This window comes from Streptomyces zhihengii (assembly GCF_016919245.1).
GTDB lineage: Bacteria > Actinomycetota > Actinomycetes > Streptomycetales > Streptomycetaceae > Streptomyces > Streptomyces zhihengii.
Map to the genome: position 1 here is coordinate 5,602,023 of NZ_JAFEJA010000001.1, position 16,669 is coordinate 5,618,691.

12 protein-coding genes are annotated in these 16,669 nt (G+C 71.3%); 7 read left to right on the forward strand and 5 right to left on the reverse strand.

What is annotated here, in order from left to right:
- The first annotated feature begins 30 nt into the window (after nt 1-30).
- The gene (locus JE024_RS23740; RefSeq protein WP_205375521.1) at nt 31-1,413 is read left to right on the forward strand and encodes a glycine--tRNA ligase; all 1,383 of its coding nucleotides are present in this window, start codon (nt 31-33) and stop codon (nt 1,411-1,413) included.
- 102 nt (nt 1,414-1,515) lie between these two features.
- On the opposite strand, the gene JE024_RS23745 is transcribed toward JE024_RS23740, so the two are convergent.
- Entirely contained in the window at nt 1,516-2,097 is a 582-nt protein-coding gene (locus JE024_RS23745) for a TetR/AcrR family transcriptional regulator (RefSeq protein ID WP_205375522.1), read from the reverse strand.
- A gap of 52 nt (nt 2,098-2,149) precedes the next feature.
- Complete coding sequence (locus JE024_RS23750; RefSeq protein WP_205375523.1) at nt 2,150-3,181, reverse strand: aldo/keto reductase; 1,032 nt, start codon at nt 3,179-3,181, stop codon at nt 2,150-2,152.
- 274 nt (nt 3,182-3,455) lie between these two features.
- Here JE024_RS23750 and JE024_RS23755 point away from each other — a divergent pair, with 274 nt between their 5' ends.
- The 5 genes from JE024_RS23755 to JE024_RS23775 all read left to right on the forward strand — a co-directional run bounded on the left by JE024_RS23755 (nt 3,456) and on the right by JE024_RS23775 (nt 11,759).
- On the forward strand, nt 3,456-3,662 hold the full coding sequence (locus JE024_RS23755) for a DUF6243 family protein (protein WP_205375524.1): 207 nt from the start codon (nt 3,456-3,458) through the stop codon (nt 3,660-3,662).
- 239 nt (nt 3,663-3,901) lie between these two features.
- On the forward strand, nt 3,902-5,359 hold the full coding sequence (locus JE024_RS23760; RefSeq protein WP_205375525.1) for a basic amino acid/polyamine antiporter: 1,458 nt from the start codon (nt 3,902-3,904) through the stop codon (nt 5,357-5,359).
- 156 nt (nt 5,360-5,515) lie between these two features.
- Nucleotides 5,516-6,667: a tRNA dihydrouridine synthase DusB gene (gene dusB / locus JE024_RS23765; protein ID WP_205375526.1), complete on the forward strand. Its 1,152-nt coding sequence runs from the start codon at nt 5,516-5,518 to the stop codon at nt 6,665-6,667.
- 394 nt (nt 6,668-7,061) lie between these two features.
- Nucleotides 7,062-9,770 (forward strand): pyruvate, phosphate dikinase, encoded by a 2,709-nt coding sequence (gene ppdK, locus JE024_RS23770; protein ID WP_205375527.1) that lies wholly within the window; start codon nt 7,062-7,064, stop codon nt 9,768-9,770.
- 933 nt (nt 9,771-10,703) lie between these two features.
- Nucleotides 10,704-11,759 (forward strand): ArsR/SmtB family transcription factor, encoded by a 1,056-nt coding sequence (locus JE024_RS23775; RefSeq protein WP_205375528.1) that lies wholly within the window; start codon nt 10,704-10,706, stop codon nt 11,757-11,759.
- Here the strand turns inward: JE024_RS23775 and JE024_RS23780 are convergent.
- Nucleotides 11,729-12,889, reverse strand: coding sequence for a PhoX family protein (locus tag JE024_RS23780; protein WP_205375529.1), 1,161 nt, complete (start codon nt 12,887-12,889; stop codon nt 11,729-11,731). The genes JE024_RS23775 and JE024_RS23780 overlap by 31 nt on opposite strands.
- Nucleotides 12,890-13,120: 231 nt before the next feature.
- On the opposite strand from JE024_RS23780, the gene JE024_RS23785 reads away from it, so the two are divergent.
- Nucleotides 13,121-13,540, forward strand: coding sequence for a VOC family protein (locus tag JE024_RS23785; protein ID WP_205375530.1), 420 nt, complete (start codon nt 13,121-13,123; stop codon nt 13,538-13,540).
- Between the two features lie 169 nt (nt 13,541-13,709).
- On the opposite strand, the gene nirD is transcribed toward JE024_RS23785, so the two are convergent.
- Complete coding sequence (gene nirD / locus JE024_RS23790) at nt 13,710-14,060, reverse strand: nitrite reductase small subunit NirD (RefSeq protein ID WP_205375531.1); 351 nt, start codon at nt 14,058-14,060, stop codon at nt 13,710-13,712.
- Complete coding sequence (gene nirB, locus JE024_RS23795; protein ID WP_244883044.1) at nt 14,057-16,669, reverse strand: nitrite reductase large subunit NirB; 2,613 nt, start codon at nt 16,667-16,669, stop codon at nt 14,057-14,059. The genes nirD and nirB overlap by 4 nt, the downstream gene beginning before the upstream one ends.

The following is a 16,669-nucleotide window of genomic DNA, read 5'->3' on the forward strand; positions in this document are numbered from 1 at the left end:
TCCGTTCGCCGTCGTACTGAAGAGAGCACCGTGGCCGCCGACAAGATCGACACGATCGTCAACCTGAGCAAGCGCCGTGGCTTTGTCTACCCCTGCAGTGAGATCTACGGCGGTCAGCGTGCCGCCTGGGACTACGGGCCGCTGGGTGTCGAGCTGAAGGAGAACATCAAGCGCCAGTGGTGGCGCTACATGGTCACCTCGCGCGAGGACGTCGTCGGTATCGACTCGTCGGTGATCCTGGCCACCGAGGTCTGGGAGGCCTCCGGCCACGTCGCCACCTTCACGGACCCGCTGACCGAGTGCACCTCGTGTCACAAGCGCTTCCGCGCCGACCACCTGGAGGAGGCGTACGAGGAGAAGCACGGCCGCCTCCCCGAGAACGGCCTCGCCGGCCTCAGCTGCCCCCACTGCGGCAACAAGGGCACCTTCACCGAGCCCAAGCAGTTCTCCGGCCTGCTCTCCACCCACCTCGGCCCGACCCAGGACTCCGGTTCCGTCGCCTACCTGCGTCCCGAGACGGCGCAGGGCATCTTCACCAACTTCGGCCAGGTGCTCCAGACCTCGCGCAAGAAGCCGCCCTTCGGCATCGCGCAGATGGGCAAGTCCTTCCGCAACGAGATCACGCCCGGCAACTTCATCTTCCGCACCCGCGAGTTCGAGCAGATGGAGATGGAGTTCTTCGTCAAGCCGGGCGAGGACGAGCAGTGGCAGGAGTACTGGATGGAGCAGCGCTGGAACTGGTACACCGGCCTCGGCCTGCGCGAGGAGAACATGCGCTGGTTCGAGCACCCGCAGGAGAAGCTCTCCCACTACTCCAAGCGCACCGCGGACATCGAGTACCGCTTCCAGTTCGGCGGCAGCGAGTGGGGCGAGCTGGAGGGTGTCGCCAACCGCACCGACTACGACCTCTCCGCGCACTCCAAGGCGTCCGGCACCGACCTGCAGTACTTCGACCAGGACGCCGGCGAGCGCTGGACCCCGTACGTCATCGAGCCCGCGGCCGGTGTCGGCCGGACGATGCTCGCCTTCCTGCTGGACGCCTACAACGAGGACGAGGCGCCCAACGCCAAGGGCGTCATGGAAAAGCGCGCCGTGATGCGCCTCGACCCGCGCATCGCGCCGGTCAAGGTCGCCGTCCTGCCGCTGAGCCGCAACGCGCAGCTCTCGCCGAAGGCCAAGGGCCTCGCCGCCGACCTCCGGCAGAACTGGAACATCGAGTTCGACGACGCCGGCGCCATCGGCCGCCGCTACCGCCGTCAGGACGAGATCGGCACGCCGTACTGCGTCACCGTCGACTTCGACACCCTCGACGACAACGCCGTCACCGTGCGCGAGCGTGACTCGATGAAGCAGGAGCGCGTCTCGCTGGACCAGATCCAGGGCTACCTCGGCAGCCGTCTGCTCGGCTGCTGACACCCGCGCCGCGGACACACCGGAGCCCCCGGTCCGACCTCGTGTCGGACCGGGGGCTTTGTCGTGGGCGGGCCTGCCGCCCGGCGTCAGGGGGCGCTCCGCTCAGGGGCGCAGGCCGCGCAGCAGCAGGCCCACCACCTCGTCGAACTCCGCGTCCGCGGTGGGCGAGCGCCAGCCCGGCGCGTGTGCCGGGTCGTGGAAGCGGGCGGTGGCGGCGAACACGGCGCGCGCCGACGCCGAGGGGTCGGGCGCCGTGAACTCGCCGGCCGCCACCCCCTCCTCGACGATCCGCCGGACCTGGTCCTCCAGCACGGTCAGATGCCGGTCCACGACTCCGCTGCTCTCGTCGATGAGCACGTTGTACGTCGCGAAGAGCTCCGGGTCGTCGCCCGCCTTGTGGCGCTTGGCCTCGAAGAGGGTCGCGAGCCATTCCCGCAGCTTCTCGGGCGCGGGGCCGGGCGTGGCGGCCAGCTCCTCCAGCGTCCCCTCGGTCCGGCCGAGCCAGCGGTGGGTCACCGCCTCCCGCAGCTCCGCCTTGGTGCGGAAGTGCCGGTAGACGCTGCCGTGGCTGACGCCGAGCGCGCGTGCCACGTCGACCACCGTCGCCTTCGCCGGGCCGTAGCGGCGCAGCACCTCCTCGGTGGCTTCGAGGATGCGCTCGGGGGTGAGGGCTTCGGGCGTCATGGCGTCTGCGCTGCCTTTCGGTGGTCACGGCTCACGCGACCGTACCCAAGGATCAGTGCTCGCTGTCGAGGTGGGCCATCTGGGCCTGCGGGTAGCGCTCGCCGGAGGCCGAGCCGGCGGGGACGGCCTTCTCGATCGCGGCGAGGTCCCCGGCGTCGAGCGCCACGTCCAGCGCGCCGAGCGCCTCCTCCAGGCGCGCGCGGGTGCGGGCCCCGACGAGGGGCACGATGTCCGTGCCGCGGCTGAGCACCCAGGCGATGGCCGCCTGCGCGGTGCTGACGCCCTTGGCCTCCGCCACGGCGCGCAGCCGGTCGACCAGGTCGAGATTGCGCTGGAGGTTCTCGCCCTGGAAGCGGGGGCTCATGCCGCGGAAGTCGCCCGGGGCCAGCTCGCGGTCGCGGGTGAAGTGGCCGCTGATGAGACCGCGCGAGAGCACCCCGTACGCGGTGACACCGATGCCGAGCTCCCGGACGGTGGGCAGGATCGTCTGCTCGATGCCGCGAGAGAGCAGGGAGTACTCGATCTGGAGGTCCGCGATCGGGGCCGTGGCCGCCGCGCGGCGGATGGTGTCCGCGCCGGCCTCCGAGAGCCCGATGTGGCGGACGTGGCCCGCCTCCACCAGCTCGGCGATGGCGCCGACGGTCTCCTCGATCGGCACGTCCGGGTCGACGCGGGCGATCCGGTAGACGTCGATGTGGTCGGTGCCCAGGCGCTGGAGGCTGTAGGCGGCGAAGTTCTTCACCGCGGCGGGGCGGCCGTCGTAACCGGTGAAGCCGCCCTCGACGGTGCGCAGGGCGCCGAACTTGACGCTCACGACGGCCTGTTCCCGGGCGGCCGGGGGCGCGGTGCGCAGGGCCTCGTTGATCAGCAGCTCGTTGTGGCCCATGCCGTAGAAGTCGCCGGTGTCGAGGAGCGTGACGCCGGCGTCGAGCGCCGCGTGGACGGTGGCGATCGACTCGGCGCGGTCCGCCGCCCCGTAGAGCGCGGACATGCCCATGCAGCCGAGGCCGAGGGCGGAGACCTGGGGGCCCGTGGTGCCGAGGGCGCGGACGGGGCGGGGGAGCTGGGCGGCGGAGGAGGTCATGAGGGTCTCCCGAGGACGTGTCGGTTGCCGTGCCGTACCCCTCCACGATGGCATGACGACTGACAGATTTCAATATCTGTCAGTCGTCATCCGTCGTTCGGGTGACCGGGTGGTCGGGTCGGCGGGCGGAGAAAACCGGATGCCGCGCGTGCGGGGCGCGCGCTACCTTCGGCTCATGTCTTCGTTCTTCCAGATCTACGAGTGAGAGCGCGGCGGCCCCGCCGCCCACGCCGGACGCATCACCAGTCATGTCTCACCACGATGGGAGAACCCCATGGCCAAGAGCCGCAACAACCTCCTCGGCGTCGGCGGACAGCGCAAGAAGCTGTCCCGTACGGGCGGGCAGGGCAACGGCCCCGCGGCCGCCGCCGACCGCAAGGCGGCCGTCGACCAGAAGCAGGAGCTGCTCCGCAGGATGCGTGAGCGCGCCGCCCAGGGCGGCACGGAGCAGCCCGCGCCCCAGGAGGAGTCCTCCTCCTGACCGTCCGCACCTCCGCGAGGCCCGGACCGCCCCCGGCGGTCCGGGCCTTTCGCCGTCCGGGCGCGGGTGCCCCGGACGGCCCCGGTGTGCGCCCCGGAGGTGCGGGTGCCGGGCCGCCCCGGGACACGTCCCGCATCCCCCAATAGCGGGCATTTCGCCGGAAAAGGTATAGATTTCCGCTCGTCGTACGGGCGCCGCGAGCCGCGCCGCCCCGGGAGCCGAGTGGGGGCGGGCGCGTCATGAGCGGGAGCACCGAGCGGACCGGGAGCCACGAGGTCACCCCGCCGACGGCGAAGCTGACCCTGACGACGCTCACCGCGATGGTGGTCGGCTCGATGGTCGGGGCGGGGGTCTTCTCGCTGCCGAGCCGCTTCGCGCAGGAGACCGGCGTCGCGGGGGCGCTGATCGCCTGGGCGATCGCCGGCACCGGCATGCTGATGCTGGCGTTCGTCTTCCAGTCGCTGGCGGTGCGCCGGCCCGACCTCGACGCCGGTGTCTACGCCTACGCCAAGGCCGGCTTCGGCGAGTACCTGGGCTTCTTCTCGGCGTTCGGCTACTGGGCCAGCGCCTGCGTCGGCAACGTGACCTACTGGGTCCTCATCATGTCCACCGTCGGCGCGGTCTGGCCCGCGCTCGGCGACGGCGACACCCTGCTCGCCGCCGTGCTCTCCACGCTCGGGCTCTGGGGCTTCTTCCTGCTGATCCGCCGCGGGGTGAAGGAGGCCACGACGATCAACCGCGTCGTCACGGTCGCCAAGGTCGTCCCGATCCTCGTGTTCGTCGTCATCGCGCTCTTCTACTTCGACGCGGGGGTGTTCGCCGACAACTTCGCGGGGGCCGACTACGCCGGCTCGCTCTTCAACCAGGTCCGCGGCACCATGCTGGCCACGGTCTTCGTCTTCCTCGGCGTCGAGGGCGCCAGCGTGTACTCGCGGCACGCCAAGCGGCGCGCGGACGTCGGCCGGGCGACGGTGCTCGGCTTCCTCAGCGTCTTCGCCGTCTTCGCCTCGGTCACCGTCGTCTCCTACGGCATCATGCCGATGGGCGAGATCGCCGAGCTGCGCCAGCCGTCCATGGCCGGCGTCCTGGAGCACGCGGTCGGGACCTGGGGCAAGGTGTTCGTCAGCGTCGGGCTGATCGTCTCCGTGCTCGGCGCCTACCTGGCGTGGACGCTGATGGCCGCCGAGGTGCTGTTCGTCGCGGCGAAGGACGAGGACATGCCGCGCTTCCTCGGGCGGTCCAGCGGCGACGACGTGCCGGTGCCGGCGCTGATGATGACGACGCTGCTGAGCCAGCTCGTGCTGGTCGTGACGCTGTTCTCGGACGACGCGTTCAACTTCGCGCTCGACCTCACCAGCGCGCTGAGCCTGATCCCCTTCCTGCTGGCGGCGGCCTTCGCCCTGAAGCTCGGGCTGCGGCCGGACGAGCGGACGGCGGGCGGCGCGATCACGGGACGGGAGATCACGGTGGCCGCGGTCGCCACCGTCTACACCGCGTTCCTGCTGTTCGCCGCCGGGCTGAAGTTCGTGCTGGTGTCGTTCATCGTCTACGCGCCGGCGACGCTGCTCTTCGCCAAGGCCCGCCGCGAGCAGGGCCGGCGGCTGTTCTCCCCGCGCGAGCTGCTCATCTGCGCCGTCTCGGTGGCCGGGGCCGTGCTCGGGGTCGCCGCCCTGGCCCTGGGCTGGATCAGCCTCTGACCGCGGGCCGGGGGGCCGCGCGCCGCGCGCCATGAGCCGCGGGCCCCGGCCGGCAGGGCCCGCGCACCGGCGTCGCGGACGCGGGCGGGGCGGCCGGCGGTGTCGGATGCCTCACGCGGCCCCCGGGCCTCCCTGCGCATGCGGGACAATGGGCGGATGACCACGCTCGCCCCCGCCGCCTCCAGCCTCCGGATCGGTCCGCACACCGTGCAGCCGCCGGTGGTGCTCGCCCCCATGGCCGGTATCACCAACGCCCCCTTCCGCACCCTGTGCCGCGAGTTCAGCGGGGGCAAGGGCCTGTTCGTCAGCGAGATGATCACCACCCGGGCCCTGGTGGAGCGCAACGAGAAGACCATGCAGCTCATCCACTTCGACGCGACCGAGACACCGCGCTCGATCCAGCTCTACGGAGTGGACCCGGTCACCGTCGGCAAGGCGGTGCGCATGATCGTGGACGAGGATCTGGCCGACCACATCGACCTGAACTTCGGCTGCCCCGTCCCCAAGGTGACCCGCAAGGGCGGCGGTTCCGCCCTCCCGTACAAGCGGAACCTGCTGCGCGCGATCCTCCGCGAGGCCGTGGGGAACGCGGGCGGGCTGCCCGTCACCATGAAGATGCGCAAGGGCATCGACGACGACCACATCACCTTCCTCGACGCGGGTCGGATCGCCGTCGACGAGGGCGTGACGGCCATCGCCCTGCACGGGCGCACGGCCGCCCAGCACTACGGCGGCACCGCGGACTGGGACGCCATCGCCCGGCTCAAGGAGCACGTCCCGGAGATCCCGGTGCTCGGCAACGGCGACATCTGGTCCGCCGGGGACGCCCTGCGGATGGTGCGCGAGACGGGTTGCGACGGTGTGGTCGTGGGCCGCGGCTGCCTGGGCCGCCCGTGGCTCTTCGGGGACCTGGTGGCGGCCTTCGAGGGCCGCACGGGGGAGTACGCGCGGCCCACGCTGCGCGAGGTGGCGGACGTGATGCTGCGCCACGCGACGCTGCTGGGGGAGTGGATCGGCGACGAGTCACGCGGTGTCATCGACTTCCGCAAGCATGTGGCCTGGTACCTGAAGGGCTTCGCGGTCGGTTCCGAGATGCGCAAGCGGCTGGCGGTCACCTCCTCCCTGGACGAGCTGGGCGCTCAGTTGAGCGAGCTGGACCTGGACCAGCCGTGGCCGGCCGGCGCGGACGGCCCGCGCGGGCGGACCTCGGGGAACAACCGTGTGGTGCTGCCCGACGGCTGGCTGAAGGACCCGTACGACTGCGCCGGTGTCGGCGAGGAGGCGGAACTCGACACCTCCGGCGGCTGAGCCCGCCGGAAGGGGTCCGGATGATGGAATTCCGGCCCCGCGGGCGGCGTGATCCTCGCCACCCCTGATAGGGGTGGCGCTCAGATGAGCGAATTTTAGACGCCTGCACCTCCCGAAGGGTGGCACTCAGTGCCACCCTTTTGGCGTTCGGATCCCATCGGCGGCGATGACCCTCCGTGGGCGAATGATCGATCAACGATCACCCTCCGCGCCGATGCGTTCAGAAGTCGAAGGAACGGGTGCGCACCCCACCCGCCGCCAGGCACTTTCGATCTGCTGGCGGACGAGTGGTTAAGGCCGTATGACGCGCAAGTGGACGTACCCAGACGCCTTTGATCTGGGTATGTTCCTCGCCGTCAGGGCAGCCACCCGAGTCGTCGAGGAGTCGAGACCCGTGTCGGAAAACAAAGATCAGAAGTTCGTCTACGACTTCACCGAGGGCAACAAGGACCTGAAGGACCTTCTCGGTGGCAAGGGTGCGAACCTCGCCGAGATGACCAACCTCGGTCTCCCGGTCCCTCCCGGGTTCACGATCACGACCGAGGCGTGCAAGGTCTACCTCGACAGCGGCGAGGAGCCGGCGGCACTCCGCGACGAGGTGAGTGCGCACCTCGACGCCCTGGAGACCTCCATGGGCAAGCGGCTCGGCCAGGCCGACGACCCGCTGCTCGTCTCGGTGCGCTCGGGCGCCAAGTTCTCGATGCCCGGCATGATGGACACCGTCCTCAACATCGGCCTCTCCGACGAGTCCGTCGCGGGCCTCGCCGCCCAGGCCGGCGACGAGCGCTTCGCCTGGGACTCGTACCGCCGCCTCATCCAGATGTTCGGCAAGACCGTGCTGGGCGTCGACGGCGAGCTCTTCGAGGACGCGCTGGACGAGGCCAAGGCCGCCAAGAAGGTCGCCGTCGACACCGACCTCGACGCCGCGGACCTCAAGAAGCTGGTCAAGCACTTCAAGAAGATCGTCAAGGCCGAGGCGGGCCGGGACTTCCCGCAGGACCCGCGCGAGCAGATGGACCTCGCCATCCACGCGGTCTTCGACTCCTGGAACACCGACCGGGCCAAGCTCTACCGCCGCCAGGAGCGCATCCCCGGCGACCTCGGCACCGCGGTCAACGTCTGCTCCATGGTCTTCGGCAACCTCGGCCCCGACTCCGGCACCGGCGTCGCCTTCACCCGCGACCCCGCCTCCGGCCACCAGGGCGTGTACGGCGACTACCTCCAGAACGCCCAGGGCGAGGACGTCGTCGCGGGCATCCGCAACACCGTCCCGCTGGCGGACCTGGAGTCGATCGACAAGACGTCGTACGACCAGCTCATGCAGATCATGGAGACCCTGGAGAACCACTACCGGGACCTCTGCGACATCGAGTTCACCATCGAGCGCGGCCAGCTCTGGATGCTCCAGACCCGCGTCGGCAAGCGCACCGCCGGCGCCGCGTTCCGCATCGCCACGCAGCTCGTCGACCAAGGCCTGATCGACGAGGCCGAGGCGCTCCAGCGCGTCAACGGGGCGCAGCTCGCGCAGCTCATGTTCCCCCGCTTCGACGACAAGGCCACCACCGAGCTGCTGGGCCGCGGCATCGCCGCCTCCCCGGGCGCGGCCGTCGGCAAGGCCGTCTTCGACTCGTACACGGCCGTCAAGTGGTCGCGTTCGGGCGAGAAGGTCATCCTCATCCGCCGCGAGACCAACCCGGACGACCTGGACGGCATGATCGCCGCCGAGGGCATCCTGACCTCGCGCGGCGGCAAGACCTCGCACGCCGCCGTCGTCGCCCGCGGCATGGGCAAGACCTGTGTCTGCGGCGCCGAGGACCTGGAGGTCGACACCAAGCGCCGCCGGATGACGGTGGGCGGGACGGTCGTCGAGGAGGGCGACGTCGTCTCCATCGACGGCTCCACCGGCAAGGTGTACCTCGGCGAGGTGCCGGTCGTGCCGTCCCCGGTCGTCGAGTACTTCGAGGGCCGGATGCACGCCGGCGCCGACGACGCCGACGAGCTGGTGCAGGCCGTCCACCGGATCATGGCCTACGCGGACCGGGTACGCCGGCTGCGCGTACGGGCCAACGCCGACAACGCCGAGGACGCGCTGCGCGCCCGCCGCTTCGGCGCCCAGGGCATCGGCCTGTGCCGCACCGAGCACATGTTCCTCGGCGAGCGCCGCGAGATGGTCGAGAAGCTGATCCTCGCCGACACCGACGAGGAGCGCGAGGAGGCCCTCCAGGCCCTGCTCCCGCTCCAGAAGAAGGACTTCGTCGAGCTGTTCGAGGCGATGGACGGGCTGCCGGTGACGGTGCGTCTGCTCGACCCGCCGCTGCACGAGTTCCTGCCCGACATCACCGAGCTCTCGGTGCGCGTCGCCCTCGCCGAGGCCCGCAAGGACCACAACGAGAACGATCTGCGCCTGCTCCAGGCCGTGCACCGGCTGCACGAGCAGAACCCGATGCTCGGCCTGCGCGGAGTGCGTCTCGGCCTGGTCATCCCCGGCCTGTTCGGCATGCAGGTGCGGGCCATCGCCGAGGCCGCGGCGCAGCGCGTCGACGCCAAGGGCGACCCGCGCGCGGAGATCATGATCCCGCTGGTGGGCACCGTCCAGGAACTGGAGATCGTGCGGGACGAGGCCGAGGAGGTCATCGCCGAGGTCGCGCGGCAGACCGGTGTCGAACTCCGGCTGGCCCTCGGCACGATGATCGAGCTGCCCAGGGCCGCGCTGACCGCCGGCCAGATCGCGGAGGCCGCGGAGTTCTTCTCCTTCGGCACCAACGACCTCACCCAGACGGTGTGGGGCTTCTCCCGCGACGACGTGGAGGCCAGCTTCTTCACCGCCTACCTGGAGAAGGGCATCTTCGGCGTCAGCCCGTTCGAGACGATCGACAAGGACGGCGTGGGCGCCCTCGTCCGCGACGCCGTGGCGGCCGGCCGGGCCACCCGCCCCGACCTCAAGCTCGGTGTCTGTGGCGAGCACGGCGGCGACCCGGAGTCCGTGCACTTCTTCCACGAGGTGGGCCTGGACTACGTCTCCTGCTCGCCCTTCCGGATCCCGGTGGCCCGCCTGGAGGCGGGACGCGCCGCGGCGCAGTCGGCGGGCAGCGACTCCCGCTGACGCGGGTCAGGGCTCCCGCCGGCGGCGGGAGGTGCTCGGTCAACGGCGCCCGAGCACCCGTCCGCCCCAGGCGGACACCCTTCCGGGGCCGTCATCCGGGCCGGGGCACGAAACCCGGAGCCCGGTAACCCGACCCTCACCGGCTCCCGGTGACGGTCCCGGAATCACAGCGGTAGGGGCAGGCGCCCCGTGCAAGGCGCCTGCCCCTTCTGCTTTTTGGGCTCGGTTCGCCTCCGGGGCGCTCAAGACGGTCCCGACGGTCGACCGTGCCTGTTTTCCTCGGGCTCGGTTCGCCTCCGGGGCGCTCAAGACGGTCCCGACGGTCGACCGTGCTCGATCCCTCGTTCCTCGGGACCTCCGCGCGCTCTCCCTTTCGGCACCGCCCGCGCCCCTTCGGCTCACTCGCCGGACGTGGGCCGCGCGCTCTCCCTTTCGGCGCCGCCCGCGCCCCTTCGGCTCACTTGCCGGACGTGGGCCGCGCGCTCTCCCTTTCGGCGCCGCCCGTGCCCCTTCGGCTCACTCGCCACGGGGGCACCGACCTTGCCCCGTCGGGCCGCCCGGCCGGGTCGGTCGTGCTGACCCGTCGTTCAGTTGAATTGCGGACGTTTAACGGGGAGCGAATTTCTGCCGTTTCCCGAGCAAAGACTCGGAGGAGTGCGGCCGGCGGATCCCCACCCACCGACCGCACTCCATTACCCGTGCCGGACACGGAGCCGCAACCTCCGTCACCGCCGCCGGACGCGCAGGCCCCCCACGGTCCTAGCTGCGTCACATCGGTGATGAAGGTTTCATGCCCGACGTCGTACAGCCTTTCGGTTGCCCCCGTGGTGCCGCGAGGTGTTTCAACTGTGGCCGAAACACCGTGGTAACAACCTGTGATTGCATGCATACTCATTGGTGGGGGCGATTGCGGGTGCAACAGGTGGGGGTTCGGTGCTTCGTATTCATTTCAGTGCGGACGATCTGGCGCGCGTAAGGATGGCGGCCGGTCCGGACGCGCTGTGGGAATCGATTCTGAGTTTCCACCGGCTGAGGGACCGCAGAGGCTCCCTCGTCTTCGGTGAATGGCGGTCGGAAGCACGCGTCCGGTTGAAAGGTGAAACGCGTCTGCTGGCCCAACTGGTTCCGCCGCGCGGGTATTTCCCGGATTTCCTGACGCCCGCGGAGGGCCGTGACGGCCTGGAGGCGGGCCTCGCGGCACTGCGGGCCACCCCGGCCGAGCGGCTGCGCGCGGAAGTGGCCCTGACGGCCGTCCACCGCTCCCCGCTGCGGGTGCCGCCCGCCCGGCTGGAGCCGCTCTCCGAGGGCCGTGCGGACGCCGTGGGACGGCTCGTGGACGCCCTGCACGCCTACCACCGCGCCGCCGTCGAGCCGTACTGGCCGCATGTGCGGGCCCGGGTGGAGGCCGACCGCGCGGCGCGCGGGCGCGCCCTCCTCGACGGCGGCGCCGCCGAACTGCTCGCCTCACTGCCCCCGGTGCTGCGCTGGCGCGCCCCCGTCCTGGAGGCCGACTACCCGGTCGACCGGGAGCTCCACCTGAAGGGGCGGGGCCTGCTGCTCCAGCCGTCGTTCTTCTGCCGGGGCACACCCGTCGTGCTGCGCGACCCCTCGCTGCCGCCGGTGCTGGTCTATCCGGTGCAGCACAGCGCCGAGTCCGCCCTGCCGGAGGCCGCCGGCGCCTCGCTCGGCCGGCTCGTCGGCCACACCCGCTCGGCGGTCCTCCAGGCCATCCGGCACGGCTGCACCACCAGCGAACTGGCCCGCAGGGCGGGGGTGTCCCTCGCCTCCGCGAGCCAGCACGCCGCGGTGCTCCGCGAATCCGGCCTCGTCGTCACCCTCCGGCACGGGAACGCGGTACTCCACACGCTGACCCCGCTGGGCGCCGCCCTGCTGCGCGGCGGCGTCCCCGGGGAGCCCCGTGCGGACCCGGGGGCGGAGCCCCGCCCCGAGCCCCGCCCCTACGCGCGGAACGGGCCGGTCACCTCGTAGGTGATGCCGCCCGACGAACTGCCGCTGGTGCCGCGCTGGCTGGAGAAGTACAGCCGGCGCCCGTCGGGCGAGAAGGCCGGGCCGCAGATCTCGGAGCCGGACTGCCCGGTGATCCGCAGGAACGGCGCGACGACGTCCGACGGGGTGATCACACAGATCTCCATGTTGCCGCCGTCCTCGGCGACGAACAGGTCGCCGGAGGCGGCGCCCGTGACGTTGTCGACGCCGGTGAGCGGCGCCGAGCCGCCGGTCACCAGGGAGTCGTCGTAGGCGAGCGAGTAGGTGTTCGACGTGAGGTCGAGCTCCCAGAGCCGGTTGTCGCCCTTGGTGGTGAACCACACGGTGTCGTTGGCGTAGTGGCAGCCCTCGCCGCCGTTGAACTTCTTCGCCCCCGACACCTGGTTGCGGGTGGCCGTGGGGGAGCCGTCCGGGTCCGGCACGTTCGCCCAGCTGAACGACCCGGACGTCCCCGAGCCGGCGACCAGCACCTGGAGCGTGCCGGACGACAGGTTGCCCCAGGTGGTGGGGAGGAAGCGGTACAGGCAGCCGCTGGTCTCGTCCTCGGTGAGGTAGACGGCCCTGCGGACGGGGTCGGCGGCCGCCGCCTCGTGCTTGAAGCGGCCCATCGCGGGCCGCTGCACGGCCGCGTTCACGCCGTACGGGTCGGCCTCGTAGACGTAGCCGAGGCTGACCTCCTCGCACGACAGCCAGGTGTTCCAGGGCGTCTTGCCGCCGGCGCAGTTCTGGCGGGTGTTGGACAGGATGCGGTAGGCGCCGGTGATGGCGCCCGAGGAGTCGAAGCGCACCGCGCCCGCCCCGCCGGACGGGTTGATCTCGGAGTTGGAGACGTAGATCCAGCCCGTGCCGTCCGTGAAGCAGGCGCCGCCGTCGGGGGCGTTGTGCCAGGTGTACGAGGTGGAGCCGACCTTCTGGCCGGAGCGGGCGATCACCCGGCTGGTGAAGCCGGCCGGGAGCTGGATGCCGTTGGCGTCCGCCGCGCCGAGCGTCCCGTACGGGCCGGCGCCGGGCTGGGCGGGCGCCGCGGACGCGGCGCCCTGCCAGAGGGTGAAGCCGAACGCTGCCGCGGACGTGCCGACGACCGCTCCGCGCAGAAAACTGCGACGTTCCACGTGTCACTCCAGAGGGGGATGACCGCCCCGTGGCACCGGCCGGCGCCGCGGGGTCGCGCGCCGCAGAACCTAGGCGGGGCGAGTTGCGTCCACCTCAACGCGGGGTGACGGTGAGCGGGTGCGCGGTGTGAAGAAAAAACCTCCGGCAGGGCCGATGAGATCTTCGCGGCCCGTCCGTCTACCCATTCGACAGCACCGCACGGAGCACCGCATGACGAGAGAGAGCACACCATGTCCCAGATGATCTTCCTGAACCTGCCGGTCAAGGATCTGGAGACCAGCAAGTCCTTCTGGACCAAGCTGGGTTACTCCTTCAACCCGCAGTTCAGCGACGAGAACGCGGCCTGTCTCGTCATCAGCGACACCATCTTCGCCATGCTGCTGACGGAGCAGCGCTTCAAGGACTTCACCAAGAAGGACATCACGGACGCCACCGTGTCCACCGAGGCGATCTTCGCGCTCAGCGCCGAGAACCGCGAGGCCGTGGACACGCTGGTCGACGGCGCCCTGGCGGCCGGCGGCTCCCCGTCCGGCGAGACCCAGGACTTCGGCTTCATGTACGGCCGCGCCTTCCAGGACGTCGACCACCACAACTGGGAGGTCATGTGGATGGACGTCGAGGCCATGCAGGAGGCGACGGCCGGCGAGTGAGCCGGCGACGCGGCAGACCCCCGGAGCCGGGTGGACGTGCACCGGATCCGGGGGCGGGTCGTGCCCGGGGAAGTGCCCGGGGCGTGAGGTGTGCCGCCCGCGCGCCGCGAAGGTCAGGGCAGTGACAGACGGCGCGCGGGCGGATTCCGTGGCACCGGGGTGCCGTGCCTCAGTGCAGCCGCACCTCGTACGCCGTCACCGCGACGTCCGCGTCGTCGATGCAGGCCCCCGTCTCCAGGTCGAAGCGCTGCTTCAGCAGCGGCGACGCGACGAACGGGCGGCCCGCCGCGGTGCCGATCAGCCCGCGCGACAGGACCTGCGCACCGCCGAACGGGTCACGGTTGTCGATGGCGTACGGCCGGCCGTCGCGGTCCAGGAACAGCGCGGCCTGGCGCCCGCCGGGGAGCAGCGCCGCGACGCCGCGCCCGGGGATCAGCCGTGACAGCGGGCACACGGCCAGCCAGTCGTCGCCGATCTTGATCTGGAGCTGGACGTCGGTCTTCTCAGGGGCGATGGTCATCGGGCGGCGCTTCCTTCCAGTGCTTCGTCCAGCGGACGGATGGACAGCAGGGGCAGGTCGGGCTTGACCTGGTCCCGCTCGGGCACGAACTTGACCGTGGGGTCGGGCACGTCGGGGGCGTTGACGAAGGAGACGAACCGCATCAGGCGCTCCGGGTCGTCCAGCGTCTCGGCCCACTCGTCGCGGTAGCCGGCGACGTGGTCGGCCATCAGGGACTCCAGTTCGGCGCAGATGCCCAGCGAGTCGTCGACCACCACGTCGCGCACATGGTCCAGGCCGCCCTCGATCCGCTCCAGCCAGGTCGAGGTCCGCTCCAGCCGGTCGGCCGTGCGGATGTAGAACATCAGGAACCGGTCGATCAGCCGGATCAGTTCGCCGTCCGACAGGTCCTGGGCGAGCAGGTCGGCGTGGCGCGGGGTCGCGCCGCCGTTGCCGCCGACGTAGAGGTTCCAGCCGTTCGCCGTGGCGATCACCCCGAAGTCCTTGGACTGGGCCTCGGCGCACTCGCGCTGGCAGCCGGAGACCGCCGACTTCAGCTTGTGGGGCGAGCGCAGGCCCCGGTAGCGCAGCTCCAGGTCGATCGCCATGCGGACCGAGTCCTGCACGCCGTAGCGGCACCAGGTCTGTCCCACGCAGGACTTCACCGTCCGCAGCGCCTTGCCGTAGGCGTGACCGGACTCGAAGCCCGCGTCCACCAGCCGGCCCCAGATCTGCGGGAGCTGGTCCACCCGGGCGCCGAAGAGGTCGATCCGCTGACCGCCGGTGATCTTGGTGTAGAGCCCGAAGTCCCGCGCCACCTCGCCGATCACGATCAGCTTCTCCGGGGTGATCTCACCGCCGGGGATGCGGGGCACGATCGAGTACGACCCGTTCTTCTGCATGTTCGCCAGGAAGTGGTCGTTGGTGTCCTGGAGCGCCGCCTGCTCGCCCTCCAGCACGTATCCGCTCGCGCCGATCGTGGGGGCCAGCGAGGCGATGATCGAGCCGACCGTCGGCTTGCAGACCTCGCAGCCGTTGCCGCCGCGGGCCTCCTCGCGTCCGTGCTGGTCCAGGAGCCGCTGGTAGGAGGTGATGCGCAGGGCCCGGACGATCTCGTAGAGCTCCTGCCGGGTCTGGCCGAAGCAGGGGCACAGGCCCTTGTCGACCTCGACGCCCGCGGCCTCCAGCTCGGCGTTGACGAGCTGGCCCAGCACCTTGACGCAGCTTCCGCAGCCGGTGCCCGCCTTGGTGCACTTCTTGACCTCGGGCACCGTGGTGCACCGGTGGTCGGTGACCGCGCTCCGGACGGTGCCCTTGGTGACGTTGTGGCAGGAGCAGACGACCGCCTCGTCGGGCAGGGCGGCCGGGCCGAGCGCCACCGGCGCGCCCGCGCCGGCCGGCAGCACGAGCTGCTCCGCGGAGACCGGCGGCTTGCTGCCGGTGAACGCCCGCAGGGTGCCGTACTGTTCGGCGTCGCCGACCAGGATGCCGCCGAGCAGCGTCCCGTCGGCGCCGATCACGAGCTTCTTGTAGAGGCCCGCGCGGGAGTCGGAGTACACCACGTCGAGGCAGCCGTCGGCGGTGCCGTGCGCGTCGCCGAAGGAGGCGACGTCCACGCCGAGCAGCTTCAGCTTGGTGGACAGGTCGGCGCCGGTGAACGACTTCACCTCGCCCTCCAGCGTGGCGGCGGCCGTCTCCGCCATCTCGTACCCGGGCGCCACCAGGCCGTACACGCGGCCGTCGCTGGCGAGCGCGCACTCGCCGATCGCGAAGACCGCCGGGTCGGAGGTGCGGCACTGCTCGTCGACGACGATGCCGCCGCGCTCCCCGACGGCGAGCCCCGCGTCCCGGGCGAGCTGGTCCCGGGGCCGGACGCCCGCGGAGAAGACCACCAGGTCGGTGGGGAGCACCGAGCCGTCGGAGAGGGCCATGCCGGTGACGGCGCCCGTCTCCCCGGCGACGACCTCCTGGGTGCCGACTCCGGTGTGCACGGAGAGCCCCATGTTCTCGATGGTGCGCAGCAGCGCCGCGCCGCCGCCGTCGTCGACCTGGACCGGCATCAGCCGCGGCGCGAACTCGACGACATGGGTCTGCAGGCCGAGGCCCTTCAGCGCCCCGGCCGCCTCCAGGCCGAGCAGACCGCCGCCGACGACCGCGCCCACCCGGGAGGTCTTGGCGTACTCCTCGATGGCCAGCAGGTCCTCGATGGTGCGGTAGACGAAGCAGCCCTCGGCGTCCTTGCCCGGCACCGGCGGCACGAACGGGTACGAGCCGGTGGCCAGCACCAGGGTGTCGTAGGCGAGGGTCACCCCGGCCCGCGAGACGACGGTGCGCGCGGCGGTGTCGATCCGGACGGCGGGGTCGTCGAGGTGCAGTTCGATGCCGTGCTTCTCCATGAAGCCGTCCTCGACCATGGACAGGTCGTCGGGCGTGTTCCCGGAGAAGTACGAGGTCAGCTTGACGCGGTCGTAGGCCGGGCGCGGCTCCTCGCAGAGCACGACGATCCGCGCCCGCTCGGTGACACCGCGGTCGGCGAGGGCCTCCAGGAAGCGCTGGCCGACCATGCCGTGGCCGACGACCACGATCGTGGGGCTGATCGCGGGGGTGGACATCGCGGACGTCGCAGCCAT